Annotated in this window: 10 protein-coding genes; 2 read left to right on the forward strand and 8 right to left on the reverse strand. The window is 57.1% G+C overall.

Annotation, left to right across the window (positions count from 1 at the left end; all coding sequences use genetic code 11):
• Positions 1-44: 44 nt before the first annotated feature.
• Positions 45-2,654, forward strand: a complete 2,610-nt coding sequence (gene mprF / locus AVO44_RS07570; RefSeq protein WP_068334833.1) for a bifunctional lysylphosphatidylglycerol flippase/synthetase MprF — start codon at positions 45-47, stop codon at positions 2,652-2,654.
• Between the two features lie 421 nt (positions 2,655-3,075).
• Here the strand turns inward: mprF and AVO44_RS07575 are convergent, their stop codons facing one another.
• Positions 3,076-3,837 (reverse strand): DeoR/GlpR family DNA-binding transcription regulator, encoded by a 762-nt coding sequence (locus tag AVO44_RS07575; RefSeq protein WP_068334836.1) that lies wholly within the window; start codon positions 3,835-3,837, stop codon positions 3,076-3,078.
• Between the two features lie 190 nt (positions 3,838-4,027).
• Between AVO44_RS07575 and glpD the strand changes: the two genes are divergently transcribed.
• A complete protein-coding gene (gene glpD / locus AVO44_RS07580; protein ID WP_068334839.1) occupies positions 4,028-5,611 on the forward strand; it encodes a glycerol-3-phosphate dehydrogenase in 1,584 nt (527 codons plus the stop codon).
• A gap of 39 nt (positions 5,612-5,650) precedes the next feature.
• On the opposite strand, the gene AVO44_RS07585 is transcribed toward glpD, so the two are convergent.
• The 7 genes from AVO44_RS07585 to AVO44_RS07615 all read right to left on the reverse strand — a co-directional run bounded on the left by AVO44_RS07585 (position 5,651) and on the right by AVO44_RS07615 (position 15,844).
• Positions 5,651-8,788: an efflux RND transporter permease subunit gene (locus tag AVO44_RS07585; protein WP_068334842.1), complete on the reverse strand. Its 3,138-nt coding sequence runs from the start codon at positions 8,786-8,788 to the stop codon at positions 5,651-5,653.
• A gap of 3 nt (positions 8,789-8,791) precedes the next feature.
• Positions 8,792-9,958, reverse strand: a complete 1,167-nt coding sequence (locus tag AVO44_RS07590; RefSeq protein WP_068334845.1) for an efflux RND transporter periplasmic adaptor subunit — start codon at positions 9,956-9,958, stop codon at positions 8,792-8,794.
• 254 nt (positions 9,959-10,212) lie between these two features.
• Positions 10,213-11,931 carry a methionine--tRNA ligase gene (gene metG, locus AVO44_RS07595; RefSeq protein WP_068334848.1) on the reverse strand — a complete coding sequence of 573 codons (1,719 nt, stop codon included), beginning with the start codon at positions 11,929-11,931 and terminating at the stop codon, positions 10,213-10,215.
• A 112-nt stretch (positions 11,932-12,043) separates the two neighbouring features.
• The gene (locus tag AVO44_RS07600; RefSeq protein WP_068334850.1) at positions 12,044-13,264 is read right to left on the reverse strand and encodes an MFS transporter; all 1,221 of its coding nucleotides are present in this window, start codon (positions 13,262-13,264) and stop codon (positions 12,044-12,046) included.
• A gap of 70 nt (positions 13,265-13,334) precedes the next feature.
• Positions 13,335-13,931: a YceI family protein gene (locus AVO44_RS07605; protein WP_068334853.1), complete on the reverse strand. Its 597-nt coding sequence runs from the start codon at positions 13,929-13,931 to the stop codon at positions 13,335-13,337.
• Complete coding sequence (locus AVO44_RS07610; protein WP_068334856.1) at positions 13,928-15,142, reverse strand: MFS transporter; 1,215 nt, start codon at positions 15,140-15,142, stop codon at positions 13,928-13,930. Before AVO44_RS07610 ends, AVO44_RS07605 begins: the two co-directional genes overlap by 4 nt.
• A gap of 81 nt (positions 15,143-15,223) precedes the next feature.
• Complete coding sequence (locus AVO44_RS07615; RefSeq protein ID WP_068334858.1) at positions 15,224-15,844, reverse strand: ImuA family protein; 621 nt, start codon at positions 15,842-15,844, stop codon at positions 15,224-15,226.
• Positions 15,845-15,854: the final 10 nt, after the last annotated feature.

The following is a 15,854-nucleotide window of genomic DNA, read 5'->3' on the forward strand; positions in this document are numbered from 1 at the left end:
CCCGCGCGCGGGATCGTTGCAGTGCCTCAGAGCAGAGGAAGACTATGACCACGCAGGAGATTGACAAAGAGCTGTGGGCAGTGCGTCTTGCCGAGCGCGCGGCTGGGTTTCTCGAAAAACCCGCAGTACGGATTGCGGTCCCGATTTTTGTTACACTGATCGCGCTGGTCGTTCTGCATGAACTGTCCGAGCATGTAAAATGGGCCGATGTTAAGGCGGATGTGGCGAATACGCATTGGACAGTCTTGGCAATCGCCCTGGGCTGGACCTGTTTCAGCTTCTTGTCGCTGTCCATGTATGACGTATTCGCCGTGCAGAGCGTAGCAAAGGGAGAGGTGCCTCTGACCGTTGCGGGAATGGCCGGGGCAAGCGGGTATGCCGTGTCCAACTGCCTTGGGTTCTCGTACATCACCGGAACAGCGATCCGCTATCGTATCTATGCCTCGCTTGGGCTGGATCTCAGCCGTGTTGCGGGTGTCATTGCGACGTCATGGATCGCGTTTTGGTCTGGGCTGGTGCTTTTGCTGGGTATTTTGTTCACTTTTCACCCGGACGGAATATCAAAGATTTTGCCGATCAGCGATACGACTGAGACCGTGATCGGGCTGGGCTTGCTTGCCGCACTTGCTGCGCTGTTTCTCTGGCTTGCAAAGGGCGGGCGTAAGCTGGCCTATGGCGGATTCGGATTCAACCTGCCGGGCGGCAAGCTCGCAGGTCTGCTGACCCTGGCAGCAATCGGAGACCTGTTCGGCGCGTCGATGGTGCTGTACACCCTGTTGCCCAATGATCTGGGGGTCGGGTATCCGTATTTCTTTACGATCTTTATAGGCGCGATTGCAGTCGGCATTCTCAGCCACGCGCCCGGCGGAATTGGCGCGTTCGAGGCGACATTGATTGCAGGTCTGGGTGCCTCTGGCCGGTCTGACGTTATCGCGGCCCTGTTGCTGTATCGGTTGGTCTACACGTTTTTACCCTTTGTTGTAGCCAGCCTTGCGATCGCGGTGGCCTCGGCGCTGACACACCGCCATCACATCAGCGGTGCAGCCACGTGGATCTACCGTGCGATACGGCCGATCGTTCCTATGGTGGCCGCAGGTGTGACTGCCGTGGCGGGGATCATTCTGCTGGTTTCGGGGGCTTTGCCGTCCAGTAGCCAGAGCCTTGGCGTGCTGCGTGACGTCCTACCGCTGTCCTTTGTCGAGGCGTCTCATCTGGCGGGCAGCACTGTCGGCGTTTTGCTGATCCTGGTCTCACGCGGGTTGTTCCGCAAACTTTATCGCGCGTGGGTCGTTGCGATGCTGCTGATGGTGGCTGGATGCGTTGCCTCGTTGACCAAGGGGTTGGATACGCATGAAGCCATCGGCATGCTGGTCTCAACTGCCGTGCTCGCCACGTTTCGCGATGCGTTCTATCGCGTCAGCGGTGCTTCGATTTTCCGACTGAACATTCCGTGGCTGGTCAGCGTGATCGCCTTGTTGGCAGTGATCTTCTGGATCGGGTTATTTGCCTATTCGCATGTCGAGTACCAGAACGCATTGTGGTGGGAATTCGCCTGGAGCAGCGACGCCTCGCGCTTCTTGCGCTCTAGCCTGGTGGTCGCGGTGATTGTTGGCGTTGTTGCTGTTAACTCTTTGTTCGGGCGGGAAATACCTCAGCCAGTACGGACTGAAATACCACCAGTGGTGGAACGTTTGGCGTTAGAAAGCGAAGACACCGAGGCGCAGATTTCGCTGACCGGAGACAAACAGTTTCTGATCGCGCCAGACGATAGCGCGTTCCTGGCCTACGCTGACACCGGAAATGCCTTGATCAGCAAGGGCGAACCGGTAGGCGACGAAAAGACAGGTAAGCAGTTGATCTGGCAACTGCGCGAGATGGCGGACAAGGAAGGTAAGCTTTGCGCATTCTACAGCGTTTCCACAAAATACCTGCCGACCTTCCTCGACCTTGGCCTGTCTATTCTGAAAATCGGAGAGGTCGCGCGGGTGCCACTGAAAGACTTTTCGCTTGATGGGAAATCCCGCAAGCGGTTCCGACAGGCAAAGAACCGGGCCGAGCGGGAGGGATATGTTTTTGAAATCATCCCGAAAGAAAAACTGGCCCCGATCCTGCCCGAACTGCGCAAGGTGTCAGACGACTGGCTTGAAAACAAGGCGGGCGCAGAGAAAGGTTTTGCCCTTGGCGGTTTTGATGATGAATACCTGTCGTATTTTGATCATGCTGTGCTGCGCAATGGGGATACGGGTCAGATTGTTGCCTTTGCCAATCTGTTTCAAAGCGGTCATAAATTCGAACTGTCACTGGACCTGATGCGGTATGAGCCTGACAGTCCCAGCTTTGTCATGGATGCTTTGTTTGCTGAAATGATGTCATGGGGGGCCGAGCAGGGGTTTCAGTGGTTTTCACTGGGGGCCGCACCGTTTTCAGGGATTGAGAACCGGCAGCTTGCCTCATTCTGGAACCGCGTCGGCGGTTTTGTTTATGAACATGGCGAGCAGTTCTATCATTTTGAGGGGTTGCGGTCTTTCAAACAGAAATTCGACCCGGAATGGAGCCCGAACTATCTGGCCAGCCCAGGCGGATTGGCAGCGCCCCGGATTTTGTACGAAGTAAATGTCCTGGTCTCAGGCGGTCTGCGCGGTTTGACGAAATAGCAGCTAGTTGAGGCTGGCGCGGGTGGGTGTGGTTTGCGACATGTCCTGTTCCAAGCCGCATTGGTTGCCTCCCATCACAATAATGATGGCCTTCGCGGATCGACTTCGAAACGCTGGGAAATCGCACAACGTCACCGTTATGGCGGTCGGGCGAAAACTCGTCATTATCGCAAATACCCTGTGCAAAAGGCGTCAGAAATGGGAAACGGGGCGGCCGTGTTAGATACAATTGCTAGAAACTCTTGCCCTGGCAGGTATTAATGGCAGCCACCGCATATCCACCGGCAAACCCATGAGGAACAGAAACAGCGCCAGTAACCTCGGGTCGTTATAACAGCCCAGCTACTGACCTAACAACCGCATGGTTAGTCCTCCTTTCGGGAGGGTTGATCCAATCTCAGCCGTTGAAACTGTTTTGAGATTAGGAACACAGCTTTACCTGTGTCTGCCACTCAGTGCATTTCACGGCCAATCCTGCAGGCAGAGGCTGATCTGTGTAGAACATGTCCACCTCAGACAGCGAGGCTATACGTGCGGGCGCGGTACGTTGAAACTTGGTTTGGTCTGCCACCAAGCAGGTCTTGCGGGCTTGCGCGATGATGGTCTGGCTGACACGCACCTCTTGAAAGTCGAAATCCAACAGGTCTCCGGCAGTATCCAGGGCAGAACATCCTATGATCGCAAAGTCAAATTTGAACTGCTCGATGGTTGCGACCGTCAGGTTGCCGACCAATCCCCCATCTGACCGCCGCAAAACACCGCCCGCCACAACGATCTGGCAGTTAGGGTTTTCGACTAATATGTTGGCAACATTCATGTTGTTGGTCACCACCATCAGGTCTTTGTGGCCCAGCAATTGCCGGGCGACGGATTCGGTCGAGGTGCCGATGTTCAGGAAAATCGATGCACCATCGGGAATATCCTGTGCACAGTGCTGCGCGATCAGGGCTTTGGACTCGGCGTTCATTGCGCGGCGGTCTTCGTAACCAATATTGGAAACGCCCGAGCGTAGAACGGCGCCGCCGTGAACGCGGTCGAGTTTCCCCATGTCCGACAGTTCGGACAAGTCGCGGCGGATGGTCTGAACCGTGACATTAAACCGAGCGGCGAGGTCCTCGACCATCACACGGCCGTCTTGCCGGGCAATGTTCAAGATATCCGACTGGCGAAAGGAAAGGGACACGGTTTGCTCCTATTGCTTGGGTTCGTTTATGTTCGTTTTTGCTGGTGGCGCAACATAATCTTCGCCCTTAACCGTAGATTCATGCTCAAATTGCGGCATAACGAACATAAACGAAGAATCGCATTGACCAAACGAGGGCCTATACGGTTAATAAGCGCGCGTTTCGCGTTGAAGTGGGAATCATCCGGTTATGGAACAGACAAACGAACAGGTTTTGGACCTTTTCATCATTGGCGGCGGTATCAACGGCTGCGGTATCGCGCGGGATGCGGCTGGGCGCGGGCTTTCGGTGGCGCTGGCTGAGATGAACGATCTGGCGTCGGCGACCTCTTCGGCGTCGACCAAGCTGTTTCATGGTGGGTTGCGGTATCTTGAGTATTTTGAGTTCCGCCTTGTCCGCGAGGCTTTGATCGAACGCGAAACCCTGCTGCGGGCGATGCCGCATATCAGTTGGCCGATGCGCTTCGTCCTACCGTATCACGCGGATATGCGCTTTGATTCCGAAACGCCAACCTCGCGCTTGCTGGGCACTGTGATGCCCTGGATGAAGGGACGTCGCCCGGCTTGGCTGATCCGGTTGGGATTGTTCATGTATGACCATTTGGGAGGGCGAAAAATCCTTCCCGGAACTGCTTCGTTGGATCTAAAAAGCGCGCCTGAGGGGCGGCCTTTGCAGGACAGGTTCGAAACCGCCTATGAGTATTCGGATTGCTGGATCGAAGACTCACGGCTGGTCGTACTCAATGCCCGCGACGCTGAGGCGCGCGGCGCAAACATCATGGTTCGAACCGAGGTTCTGTCAGCCGAGCGCATGGGCAATCTATGGCAGGTTACGGTTCGCAATCGCGACAGCGAAGAAACGCGGGTGATCAAAGCAAAGATGCTGATCAACGCGGGTGGTCCTTGGGTTGGCGACATTATCCAGACGAAAATCCGTGTTAACTCGCGTGAGGGTGTCCGATTGGTTCGCGGCAGCCATATCGTGACTCGCAGACTATTCGACCACGACAAATGCTATTTCTTTCAGGGTGAGGATGGCCGGATCATTTTTGCCATTCCATATGAGCGTGACTACACCCTGATCGGGACAACAGATCAGGATCATCCGAACCCGTCCGAGCGTCCAGTCTGTACCGAAGCAGAACAAGAGTATCTGTGCGCCTTTGCGACGAAGTACTTCAAAACCCCTGTGACGCGCGATGAGATCGTCTGGACCTATTCCGGGGTGCGGCCGCTCTATGATGACGGTGCCAGCAGCGCGACTGCGGCGACGCGGGACTATACGCTTAAAGTCGATGCGCAGGGTGGGGCGCCCGTGCTGAATGTCTTTGGCGGCAAGATCACAACATACCGGCGATTGGCGGAAAGCGCGCTTGAGAAAGTGGCCGAGCATTTTCCGGATCTGCCCGGCCCGTGGACCGCAGGCGTTGCCTTACCCGGAGGAGACTTTCCGGTTGATGGGGTGCAGGATTTGGTAGCCGGTCTAGAGGAAGATTTTGTCTTTTTGGATCGCGCTTGGGCCGAACGTCTTGTGCGCGCCTATGGGACCGAGGCCCGCGATATTCTGGCAGATGCCAAAACCGCCGGGGATTTGGGAGAAGATTTTGGTGCCACGCTGACCGCGCGCGAATTGCAATGGCTGATGGACAAAGAGTATGCGCGTATGGCCGAAGATGTCGTCTGGCGTCGTAACAAGCTTGGTCTGCGACTAAGTGCAGATCAGGTCGCGCGCATTCAGGATTGGATGGACCAACATAGGCAGGCTGCCGCCTAGAATAAGACCCCGCCCAACAGGCGGGGTTTTTCTTTGGGCTTACGCTGTTTCCTCGGATGGTCCGGGATCGTTCTTTGACCCTTTGATCCATTCCCTGAGGCTTTGCATCAACGCGTATAGAACCGGCACCAGAATGACTCCAACCAGCGTCGCTGCCAGCATTCCACCAAACACGGCCACGCCGATGGCTTTCTGGCTGGCCGCGCCTGCACCGCTGGCCACCAGCAGCGGGACAACACCAAGCAAGAACGACAGGGCGGTCATCATCACCGCGCGGAATCGCTGAAACGCGGCTTCGGCGGCGGCTTCTTTGATCGACAGACCTTGGGCCCGTTGCTCCATCGCGAACTCGACGATCAGGATGCCGTTCTTCGATGCGAGGCCAACAAGCATGATCATCCCGATCTGAGTATACAGGTTGATATCGCTGCCAGCGACAGCAACTGCAGCCACCGCGCCGAATAGGGCAACGATCACCGAAAGCAGGATGGACACCGGCATGCTCCAACTTTCGTATTGGCCAACCAGGAAGAGATATCCGAACATGATCGCGAGACCCAGGATCACAACCACAAGTCCACCCGTCGCCAATTGCTGTTGCGCGGTTCCTGTCCATTCGAATGCGTACCCGGGGGGCAGGGCAGTCGCGGATTCTTCGGTCATCACGGTGATTGCGTCACCCGTTGAAAGCCCCGGCGCAGGAACTGCCGTAACGGTGGCCGAGCGGAATAGGTTGTGCCGTTTCAGTAGGACCGGGCCCAAAACGTTTTCAACATCGACCAAAGTTCCCAGTGGAACCATCTCACCCGTCGTGGAACGAACATAAAGGTTCGAGATATCCTCGACATTGTCGCGATAGCTGCCGTCGGCTTGGATCATCACGCGATAGACCCGTCCGAACAGGTTGAAGTCGTTCACGTAGTAGGACCCAAGCTGCGCCTGCATGGTCTGGAAAACTTCGGCCACCGACACTTGCAGCGTTTTGGCTTTCTCTCGGTCCAGATCAACAAACAGCTGTGGAACATTTGCCCGGAAAGTCGTGTAAGACTGACCGATCTCGGGCCGCTGGTTCGCTGCGTAGACAAACGATCCTACGGCCGAGGCCAAATCCTGCGGCGACCCACCACCTGTTTGCTGAACCTCCATTTCAACACCGGCCGACATGCCCAGACCCTGAATGGGGGGCGGGTTGAAGGCGACGACCGAGGCCGCCGACTCACCGTTAGCAATAGCCAGGATTTTCGCAAGAATCGCGTTGGCGCTCAGGTCTTCCTCCTGACGCTCGTCCCAGTTGATAAGGTTTACAAAGATTGCAGCTCCGTTGGTGATGGTCCCGTTCAGCATCGAGTAGCCGTTAATCAGAACTGTACTTGATACACCGGGGATTTGCTGAATCTGTTCATCCAACCGGGCCGAGACGACCTCGGTCCGTTCCAACGTGGCCGCATCGGGCAGTTGGATGTCGACGAAAAGATAGCCGTTATCCTCAAGCGGCAGGAAGCCACTGGATGTGTTCGACATGATCGTCCCGCCGCCCATTGCCAACGCAACGATGATGCCAAGTCCAATAACAGGCAGTATCAGTAGTTTACGGACAATTGCGACATAGCCGCCCCGAACGGTGCCGATGAAGTTTTCGAAGACGGCCAACAGCCCTTTGGGGGGACCGGAACGTGCCCGCAGCACCAGCCCGCACAAGGCCGGAGACAGCGTCAGCGCGTTGATGGATGAGATCACGACCGCGGTTGAAATCGTCACGGCGAACTGTGAATACAGCCGCCCCGAGATGCCGGGCATAAAGGTCACCGGCACAAACACGGCCAGCAGAACCAATGTGGTTGCGATGACCGGGCCAGTGATCTGCCCCATCGCCTTGCGGGTTGCCTCGGCGGGCGGTAGCCCTTCCTCTGCGATGATCCGCTCCACGTTTTCGACCACAACAATCGCATCGTCCACCACGATCCCGATGGCCAGAACTAGGGCGAACAGCGAGATTGTGTTCAACGACATTCCAAACAGCAGCAGGAATGCGAATGTCCCGATCAGCGAGACCGGGATTGCGACCGCGGGAATAATTGTCGCGCGCCAACTGCCAAGGAAGACGAACACAACGGAAATCACCAAAGTGAAGGTCAAAATCAGGGTTGAGACCACATCATTCAGGGATTGTTCCACAAAGTCCGTGGTGTTGAAGGGGACGTCATATTCCACATCGGATGGGAATGTGCGCGATAGGCGCTCAAGCTCTGCCTCGACGCGTTCGGAAACCGCCAGCGCGTTTGCTCCGGGGGCTTGATAGATGCCAATGACTGTTGCTGGAACGCTGTCGAAAAAACCCGAGGCCGCATAGTATTCTGCGCCCAGTTCCACACGTGCGATATCCCTGACCCGCACGATTGACCCTGCATCGCCGGTGCGAATGACAATCTCTCCGAATTCATCGGCCGAGGTCAGACGGCCCTTGGTCTTGATCGTGTACTGAAAGGTTTGCCCTTCAGGAACCGGAGGCGCCCCAATTGACCCTGCTGATACTTCGACGTTTTGCTCGCGAATGGCGTTGATCACGTCGCCCGGCGTGATCGACAAGGCCGCCATCTGATCCGGGTCCATCCAGATCCGCATGGCATATTCCAGATTGGTCAGAACGTCCGCCTTACCGACACCTTGAACACGCGCCAGCGCGTCTTTGAGGTTGATCGACGCATAGTTCGACAAGAACACACTGTCATAAGTACCATTCGGCGAGGTCAGAGTGACCAGCAACAGCATGTTGGTGGACGCCTTTTGCGTGACCACGCCCGATGATGTCACCTCAGCCGGTAGCGACGACATCGCCTGCGCCACGCGGTTCTGCACGTTGACCGAGGCGATGTCGGGATCGGTTCCCACCTCAAAGGTAATATTCAGCGAATAGCTCCCGTTGTCCGAAGACGTGGACGTCATATAAATCATGTCATCCACACCGTTTACCTGCGCTTCAATGGGCGCGGCGACGGTATTTTCAACAGTTTCGGCGTTTGCACCGGTATACGTTGTGGACACACTCACAACCGGCGGAGTGATGTCGGGGAATTGAGCCACGGGCAAGACCAGATAGCCGATACCGCCCATGATTGTCAGGACAAGCGAAATAACAAGCGCCAGCTTGGGGCGGCTGATGAACAGGGCTGAGAACATCGGTTATTCTCCCGGCTGCTCAGATGCGACGACCGCATCAACGGCAACGCCAGGCCGGACCCTTTGTAAACCTTCAACAATCACGCTTTCGCCCTCGCGAAGACCGTCTTTGACAATGACCGCCGTACCCTCCGTGTTGCCGGTGGTGATGTAACGCTGTTCCACCATCTGCTGATCGTTGACCACAAGCACAAAGTCCCCGCGTTGGTCACGTTGCAGCGCGGCTTGGGGGATCATAACCTCAAGCGTTGGTTCCAGCGCCTCAATCCGCACATTCAGGAAGGCCCCGTCGACGATCAACCGGTCAGCATTTGCGAACTCGGCGCGCATTGCAATTGCGCCGGTCAAGGGGTCGATGCGGTTGTCGACGAATACGATCTTTCCTGTCTCATCCAGTTCTGTGCCGTTTGGCAGGTTTATGCGAACATTCGGGCTTTTTTCATTCTCGGAGAGGGACGAAGGTGTCGCGCTCATGGTCTCAAGGACTGATGTGAATTGTTTTTCGTTTACCGAGAAGTTCACGTAAATCGGAGCTTCGCTGACGATATTGACCAGCGGCGGGTTGGTTGGCCCAACCACGTCACCGACACTGATTGCAACCCGTCCGATGCGACCGTCGAAAGGCGCGTGAATTTCGGTGTAGCTGAGGTCAAGCTCTGCTTGCTGGATCGCAGATTTGGCGGCTTTTACTTCGGCTTCGGCCACCAATTCATTCGCGCGCGCGATGTCGCGTTCAGCTTCGGGGGTGGCATCCCGTTCGAAAAGCTCTTGTTTTCGCGCCAGTTCAACCCGCGCCAGTTCAAGGTTTGCCTCGGCCCGGTCAAGATCGGCGTTTCTCGCTTCGAGTGTTGCTTGGTAGAGATCAGGCTCAATTGTAAACAGCAGGTCGCCTTGTTTGACCAACGCGCCATCTTCGACGTTCTGACTTTCCAGAAAACCGCTGACGCGCGCCACGATGTCAACCTTGTTCAGGGCTTCGGCCCGTCCGATGAACATGGCCTCTTCGGTGATCTCTTCGGTATAGGCTGCTGCGATCGACACTTTCGGCGGGGCGGCGTCACCTTGATCCTGCGCGGAAGCCATTTGCGCAACGGTCAGGCAGGCCAAGGCTGCAAGGGCGCTGCTGGGTCCGGTAAAACGGAAAAAAGTGTTCTTCAATGTAAGGGACATGGCAGGCGCCTCGTTGAAAATGCGATTTATTGCGCCAGAACGGTTGGCCACCCTGACGAGTCGACTGAATTCAAGGTCAGGATGGACGTTTTAAAATCATATCTCAAGCATCTTGAATGCGAGCCAGACGCAGAGAACGAGAAAATTTCGTCGGTGTAAGGCCGACTTAGATCAATCTGCTGATGTAAATGGGGCTAAAAAGCGAAAAACGGGGGCTGGACAACCCCCGCTTTCAAGTTCCGGTTTGCGCCAGATCAGGCGCGTGTGCCTGAAAACCGGCTTTGCCAGTCTTCGCGCTGTTCATCTGTAACCTTGGTGAACAACACATCAGGAACGGTGAAGGAATGGCCCGCAGGCAGGGCGTCAAGCGCAGCCGAGACGTCGTCGGGCCAGCTTGTGTCCAGCGTGTTCATCGCGCTCAGCATCTTGGCTGACGTATCTGGAATAAACGGCGCGCTGAGCACGGCATATAGGCGTATCAGATTCAGGCCCAAACGCACCTGTACCGCGGCTTGGTCCGGGTCCTCTTTAAAGGTCGACCATGGCGCTGCGGCTTGCAGATATTCGTTGCCTGCAACCCAGATCGCCCGCAGTTCTTGAGCGGACTTGCGAACCTCCATTGCCTCCAAATGCCCTTCGTAGGCGCGGATGCGTTTGGTCAGGTCTTCGATCAGAGTTTGTTCACGCGCTCCAAGAGCACCGCCCTCGGGCACCGTTTCGCCAAATTTCGAGCGGCAGAACTTGGTAATCCGACTGACGAAGTTACCCAGAACGTCCGCAAGATCCTTGTTCACCGATTGCTGGAAGTTTTCCCAGGTGAATTCACTATCGCTGCTTTCGGGCGCATGGCTTAGCAGCCACCAGCGCCAGTAATCGGCGGGCAGAATCTCCAGCGCCTGATCCATGAACACGCCACGGCCTTGCGAGGTCGAGAACTGGCCGCCGTCATAGTTCAGGTAGTTGAATGACTTAAGGTGATCGACCATTTTCCATGGCTCACCCGAGCCAAGAATGGTCGCGGGGAAGGACAGCGTGTGGAAAGGGACGTTGTCCTTGCCCATGAACTGCACGTAACGCACGTCTTCGGCACCCTTGTCGGTGCGCCACCAGCGTTCCCAGTCTGCGTCGCTTTTGCCGTTGGCATCGGCCCACTCCTTGGCGCAGGCGATGTATTCGATCGGCGCGTCGAACCAGACGTAGAACACTTTGCCTTCCATGCCGGGCCAGTCCTGTTCGCCTTTCTTGACCGGCACACCCCAGTCCAGATCGCGGGTGATGCCCCGGTCTTGCAGGCCGTCACCATCATGCAGCCATTTCTTGGCAATGGATGTAGTCAGGATTGGCCAATCGGTCTTGGAGTCGATCCACGCATCAAGCTGATCTTTCATTGCGGACTGACGCAGATACAGGTGCTTGGTCTCGCGCACCTCAAGATCGGTCGAACCCGAAATCGCTGAGCGTGGATTGATCAGATCGGTCGGGTCAAGCTGCTTGGTGCAGTTTTCACATTGGTCGCCGCGCGCGCGCTCATACCCGCAGTTGGGGCAGGTGCCTTCAATATAACGGTCGGGCAGGAACCGGCCATCCGCGTTGGAGTAGACCTGCTTCTCGCTCACCTCACGGATCAGACCTGCATCATCCAACTTGCCTGCGAAATGTTGTGTCAGGCGTTTGTTCTGCTCGCTTGATGAACGACCAAAGTGATCAAAGCTCAGACCGAACCGTTTCGCGATATCTGCCTGCACGGCATACATATCGGCGCAGTATTCGGCCACAGGTTTGCCCGCCTTGGCCGCGGCCAATTCCGCCGGGGTGCCGTGTTCATCAGTGGCGCAGAGGAACATGACCTCATTCCCCCGGCCACGCTGATAACGTGCATAAAGATCGGCAGGCAATTGCGAACCGATCAGGTTGCCGAGGTGCTTGATCCCGTTGATGTAAGGGATCGCCGAGGTAATGAGAATCCGAGCCATTTTGTGTGTCCACGTATCTAACTTCGCGCCCGTCTACATGATGTAGGCGATCAGCAAAAGACCGGTTTCTGTCTTGTAGCCCTGCAAAACTGCACAAAGCCCGCAGCTGTCGCTATTCCTCTCGGGATCTTTTGAGCAAGCGGCCGATGGTGAACGATGTACGCGGCGCATAGACATAGTTCGTCCGCTCCTCCGGTGTTGGGCGTGAGCGCATCCGGGCCACACCGAACACGATCAATACGACATGTCCGGCGGCGACGAACGCAAACAGTGCGCCTGGACCATATTGCTGAATCAGAGTCGATGAGACGTAGGGCGATGCAATCGCCCCCAGCGCATACCAGAACATCAACGCCGCAGAAAGTTCGACACGCTCTTCGGTGGTCGCAAAGTCATTTGCGTGGGCTGACGAAACCGAAAAGATCGGGAAAGTTGTGAGGCCAAAGACCGCAGCCGCCAGCATAACGCCCACAGTGCCGGTGTCACTGGCAGCCATCGTCACACCGCAACTGAGCACCGCAGCGACGGACAGCCAGATCAGCACCCATCGCCTGTCATATTTATCTGCAAGCCAACCAAGCGGGTATTGCGCCAAGGCTCCGCCCAGAACAAATGATGCGAGGAAAAAGGCGATCTGATCGACATTCAGTCCAACCTCTTGCCCGTAGACAGGGCCAACCATACGAAATGAGGCAGAACTGAGTGCCGCGACGATCACGCCCGCAACCGCAAGCGGAGAGCTGCGCCACGCCAGCTTGGGCCGAAGGCGCGGAGCATCGGGGGTTTCCGGCTGATTTGCCTTGGTCAGGGTCAATGGCAGCAACGCCGCACAGCACAAAATGGCCAGAAGGTTATATGAAACATAAGATGCAGGGGGCAGAACCGCGATGATAAGCTGCGCGCAAAGCGATGCGCCCATGTCGACGAACCGATAGGTTCCCATCGCCCGCCCGCGTGTTTCGTTAGTGACTTTGGCGTTCAGCCAAGCCTCAATCACTGTATAGCATCCGGCGACGCACGTGCCCGAAGCAATCCTGAGGGCCGCCCAGATATACGGGTTATCGGTCAAGGTGTGTCCAAGCAGCCCCATCGCGCCCAAGGCGGTGCAGACGGCAAACGCACGGGAATGCCCAACATTCCCCATCAGTCGCGGTGCCCACCAGCAGCCGACGAAGAATCCGATGAAGTGAGCCGAACCTAGCAGACCAATCTGACCGGTCGTGAATTCGAGCGTCAGACCCGAAATGGCGTCCAGCGGTCCAACGCCACCTGTTGAAAGCTGCAGCAGAATGACAGATAGGAAAAGGGCGGCAAAGGAAATGATCGTGCGCATAGTGGGGCCACCTTTACGCAATAAGTTTGCGATGCGCGCGTCTTATCGACACTGCGGCGTCGTTTTTTGTCTATTCGGCCCGTTTGATCTCGGCTTTGATATCCAGTCCGACGGTATCCTGTACCAGATCGGTATAGCCCGAGGCCCCAAAGTCGTGACGATTCAGGGCCCCTGTCAGACGGATAGAAAGCATGTCCAGATTGGCGGCGTCACTTCCGGGGGGACGAAACAGGTCCGCTTGCAAGGTGATCGGGCGGGTCACACCGCGCAGGGTAAGATCTCCGGTGATTGTTGCCCCGCGCGAGATTCGTCCACCTTCGCCAAGCTGCACTTCGGTTGAAACGAACTGAATGGTTGGAAATTGTTCCACGTCCAGAACGCCTTGGCCCAGCATTGCGCTTCGAGCAAAAGGCAATCGGGTCCGAGCCTCGGCAGCGTTCAGTGTTACACTTACAGTGCTGTTTGCCAGGTTGCTCAGGTCAATCTGAATATCCGCCGATTGAATTGGCATGGTGCCGGATTGTGCAAGCCCTGAAATATCGAATGTAAAGTCCACGGACGTGCCCTCGGGGACCAATTCGTACCGGGTGGTTGCGGCATGGGTCGGATGCGCCACGGAAAGGCTCGCGAGCCCCGCCAGCAGGATCCGGCGGGTCAACCCGGTCATGCCATTGCCTCTTGCCTGCGGGGGCGTGAGCGGTGAAGCAGTACAAGGAGTATGGCGATGTTCAGCCCGTTCCAGAGTATGCCGTTGATAAAGGCGAGCTGGTAGTTTCCGGTCACGTCGTAAATCCAACCGGACATCCAGCCGCCAAGTGCCATGCCGAGGATGGTCATCATCATGACAAAACCGACGCGTGCTCCGGCCTCTTGCGGGGCCATGTATTCGCGCACGACCAGCGCATAGCTCGGCACGATGCCACCCTGTGCCAAGCCGAACAGCAAGCTGACGATATACAGTGAAACCATCCCGTCATAGGGCAGGAACAGGAAAAGCGCGATGCACTGAAGCACCGATCCGCCCAACAAGGTCATGACACCCCCCAGCTTATCGGCCACGATGCCCGAGATCACCCGACTGACCACTCCGCCCATAAGCATAAGGGACAGCATCTCGGCCCCCACGGCGGGACCGTAGCCCAGCCCGACGCAGTAGGAAACGATGTGTACCTGCGGCATAGACATCGCAACGCAGCACCCGATACCGGCCAGACCCAAAATGTATTGCAGGGCACGTGGCGAGATTCCGACGCTACGCGCGTTGATCTGAGCATTCGCAGCGGCTGTGCTATGCGCCTCAATCGGGACTTGACGACGCAGCAGAAGGGAGAGGGGAATAACAACAACCAATGTGATCACGGCGAGTGTCAAATAGACCTGTTGCCAGCCATCGCGGGCCAGAATACCGGATAGCATCGTTGGCCAGATAGCTCCGGACAAGTAGTTGCCACTCGCCACCAGTGCCACGGCAATCCCACGCCGCCGCATAAACCAATGCGAGATATCAGCGATCAGGGGGCCAAACCCGATCGACGTCCCAAGCCCCAGTAGCAAATGCGCCACTGACAGCAGCAGGATGTTCGGTGCCCATGTCGCCAGTAGATAGCTGACCGCGCTCAGTACCGCTGCACCGATCAACGCTTTGGTCACACCCAACCGGTCGACCATCTGCCCCAGCCACATATTCCCAAGCGCAAAGCCGACCATCGCCAGAACATAGGGCAGTGAAGCCTCGGCCCGTCCGGCGCCAAACTGCGTCTCGATGGCAGGCATCACGACGATCACCGCCCACATGCCGACATTCGCCACCGTCGCAATGGCGAGTGTGATCAGCAGGCGGAGCCAGGAATAGCGGCTGTCATGGATCGGATGACTCATGCAGAGACGCTAGGGCCGGTGTCAAGCTTTTGCCAGTCACAAGTTATTTAACTTTACGAATTTTTTTCACGCTGCAGGATGTCATACCAATTCATCCGTGGTCTCGATCCGGGTCAGGTTCAGACCGGCGCGCGGTTTGGTTTGGGTGGCCTGCCAACTGACCGGGGGCAGGGCGCGGGCGCGGCGGCGGGTCAGGGTCCAGCGCCTTGCGTCGCCCTGATGATCTGCGGCCATGTGCCAGCGCGTCTCAACCCCTTGTGCGCCGCCATCTCCGGGGGTTAGCAGCAACCCCAGCGGTGCCCGCCCCATCAGCCCCCCGTGTTCGGCAGCCAAATGCATCCGCCGCACCGGCGTCAGCCCGGGTGCACCGGGCAGATCGCAGATGATCAGCGGAACCGCCCCGCTGCGCAGCGCCTCTTCCATGCACCACAACAAATCTTCGGCGCGGGTGGGGCGGACGAATAGAAACCGCGCCGGATCGGCAAACGGCATCATCCCGTCGGGGTTCAGTTGCGCAGGCTCCCACGCGGGGGCAATCCATAGTATCGGTCCCTGTGCCTGACCGGCCAGCCACATGGCAAAGCTGCGCCGGGCAGGGCCGCAGGCTTCGTGTACGCGGCCCAGTTGCAGGGTGATCTGTGACTGTAGAACCAGCCCCGGCACGTCGCGCGCGGGTTTACGGCCAAGCAGGTTTGTAGACATGCTGACAGCC

This window comes from Ruegeria profundi (assembly GCF_001507545.1).
GTDB classification, from domain to species: Bacteria; Pseudomonadota; Alphaproteobacteria; order Rhodobacterales; family Rhodobacteraceae; genus Ruegeria; species Ruegeria profundi.

Coding starts and splice junctions, on each gene's coding strand:
- mprF (WP_068334833.1), top strand. CDS start 45: ATGACCACGCAGGAGATTGACAAAGAGCTGTGGGCAGTGCGTCTTGCC.
- glpD (WP_068334839.1), top strand. CDS start 4,028: ATGGAACAGACAAACGAACAGGTTTTGGACCTTTTCATCATTGGCGGC.
- AVO44_RS07585 (WP_068334842.1), bottom strand. CDS start 8,788: ATGTTCTCAGCCCTGTTCATCAGCCGCCCCAAGCTGGCGCTTGTTATT.
- AVO44_RS07590 (WP_068334845.1), bottom strand. CDS start 9,958: ATGTCCCTTACATTGAAGAACACTTTTTTCCGTTTTACCGGACCCAGC.
- metG (WP_068334848.1), bottom strand. CDS start 11,931: ATGGCTCGGATTCTCATTACCTCGGCGATCCCTTACATCAACGGGATC.
- AVO44_RS07600 (WP_068334850.1), bottom strand. CDS start 13,264: ATGCGCACGATCATTTCCTTTGCCGCCCTTTTCCTATCTGTCATTCTG.
- AVO44_RS07605 (WP_068334853.1), bottom strand. CDS start 13,931: ATGACCGGGTTGACCCGCCGGATCCTGCTGGCGGGGCTCGCGAGCCTT.
- AVO44_RS07610 (WP_068334856.1), bottom strand. CDS start 15,142: ATGAGTCATCCGATCCATGACAGCCGCTATTCCTGGCTCCGCCTGCTG.
- AVO44_RS07615 (WP_068334858.1), bottom strand. CDS start 15,844: ATGTCTACAAACCTGCTTGGCCGTAAACCCGCGCGCGACGTGCCGGGG.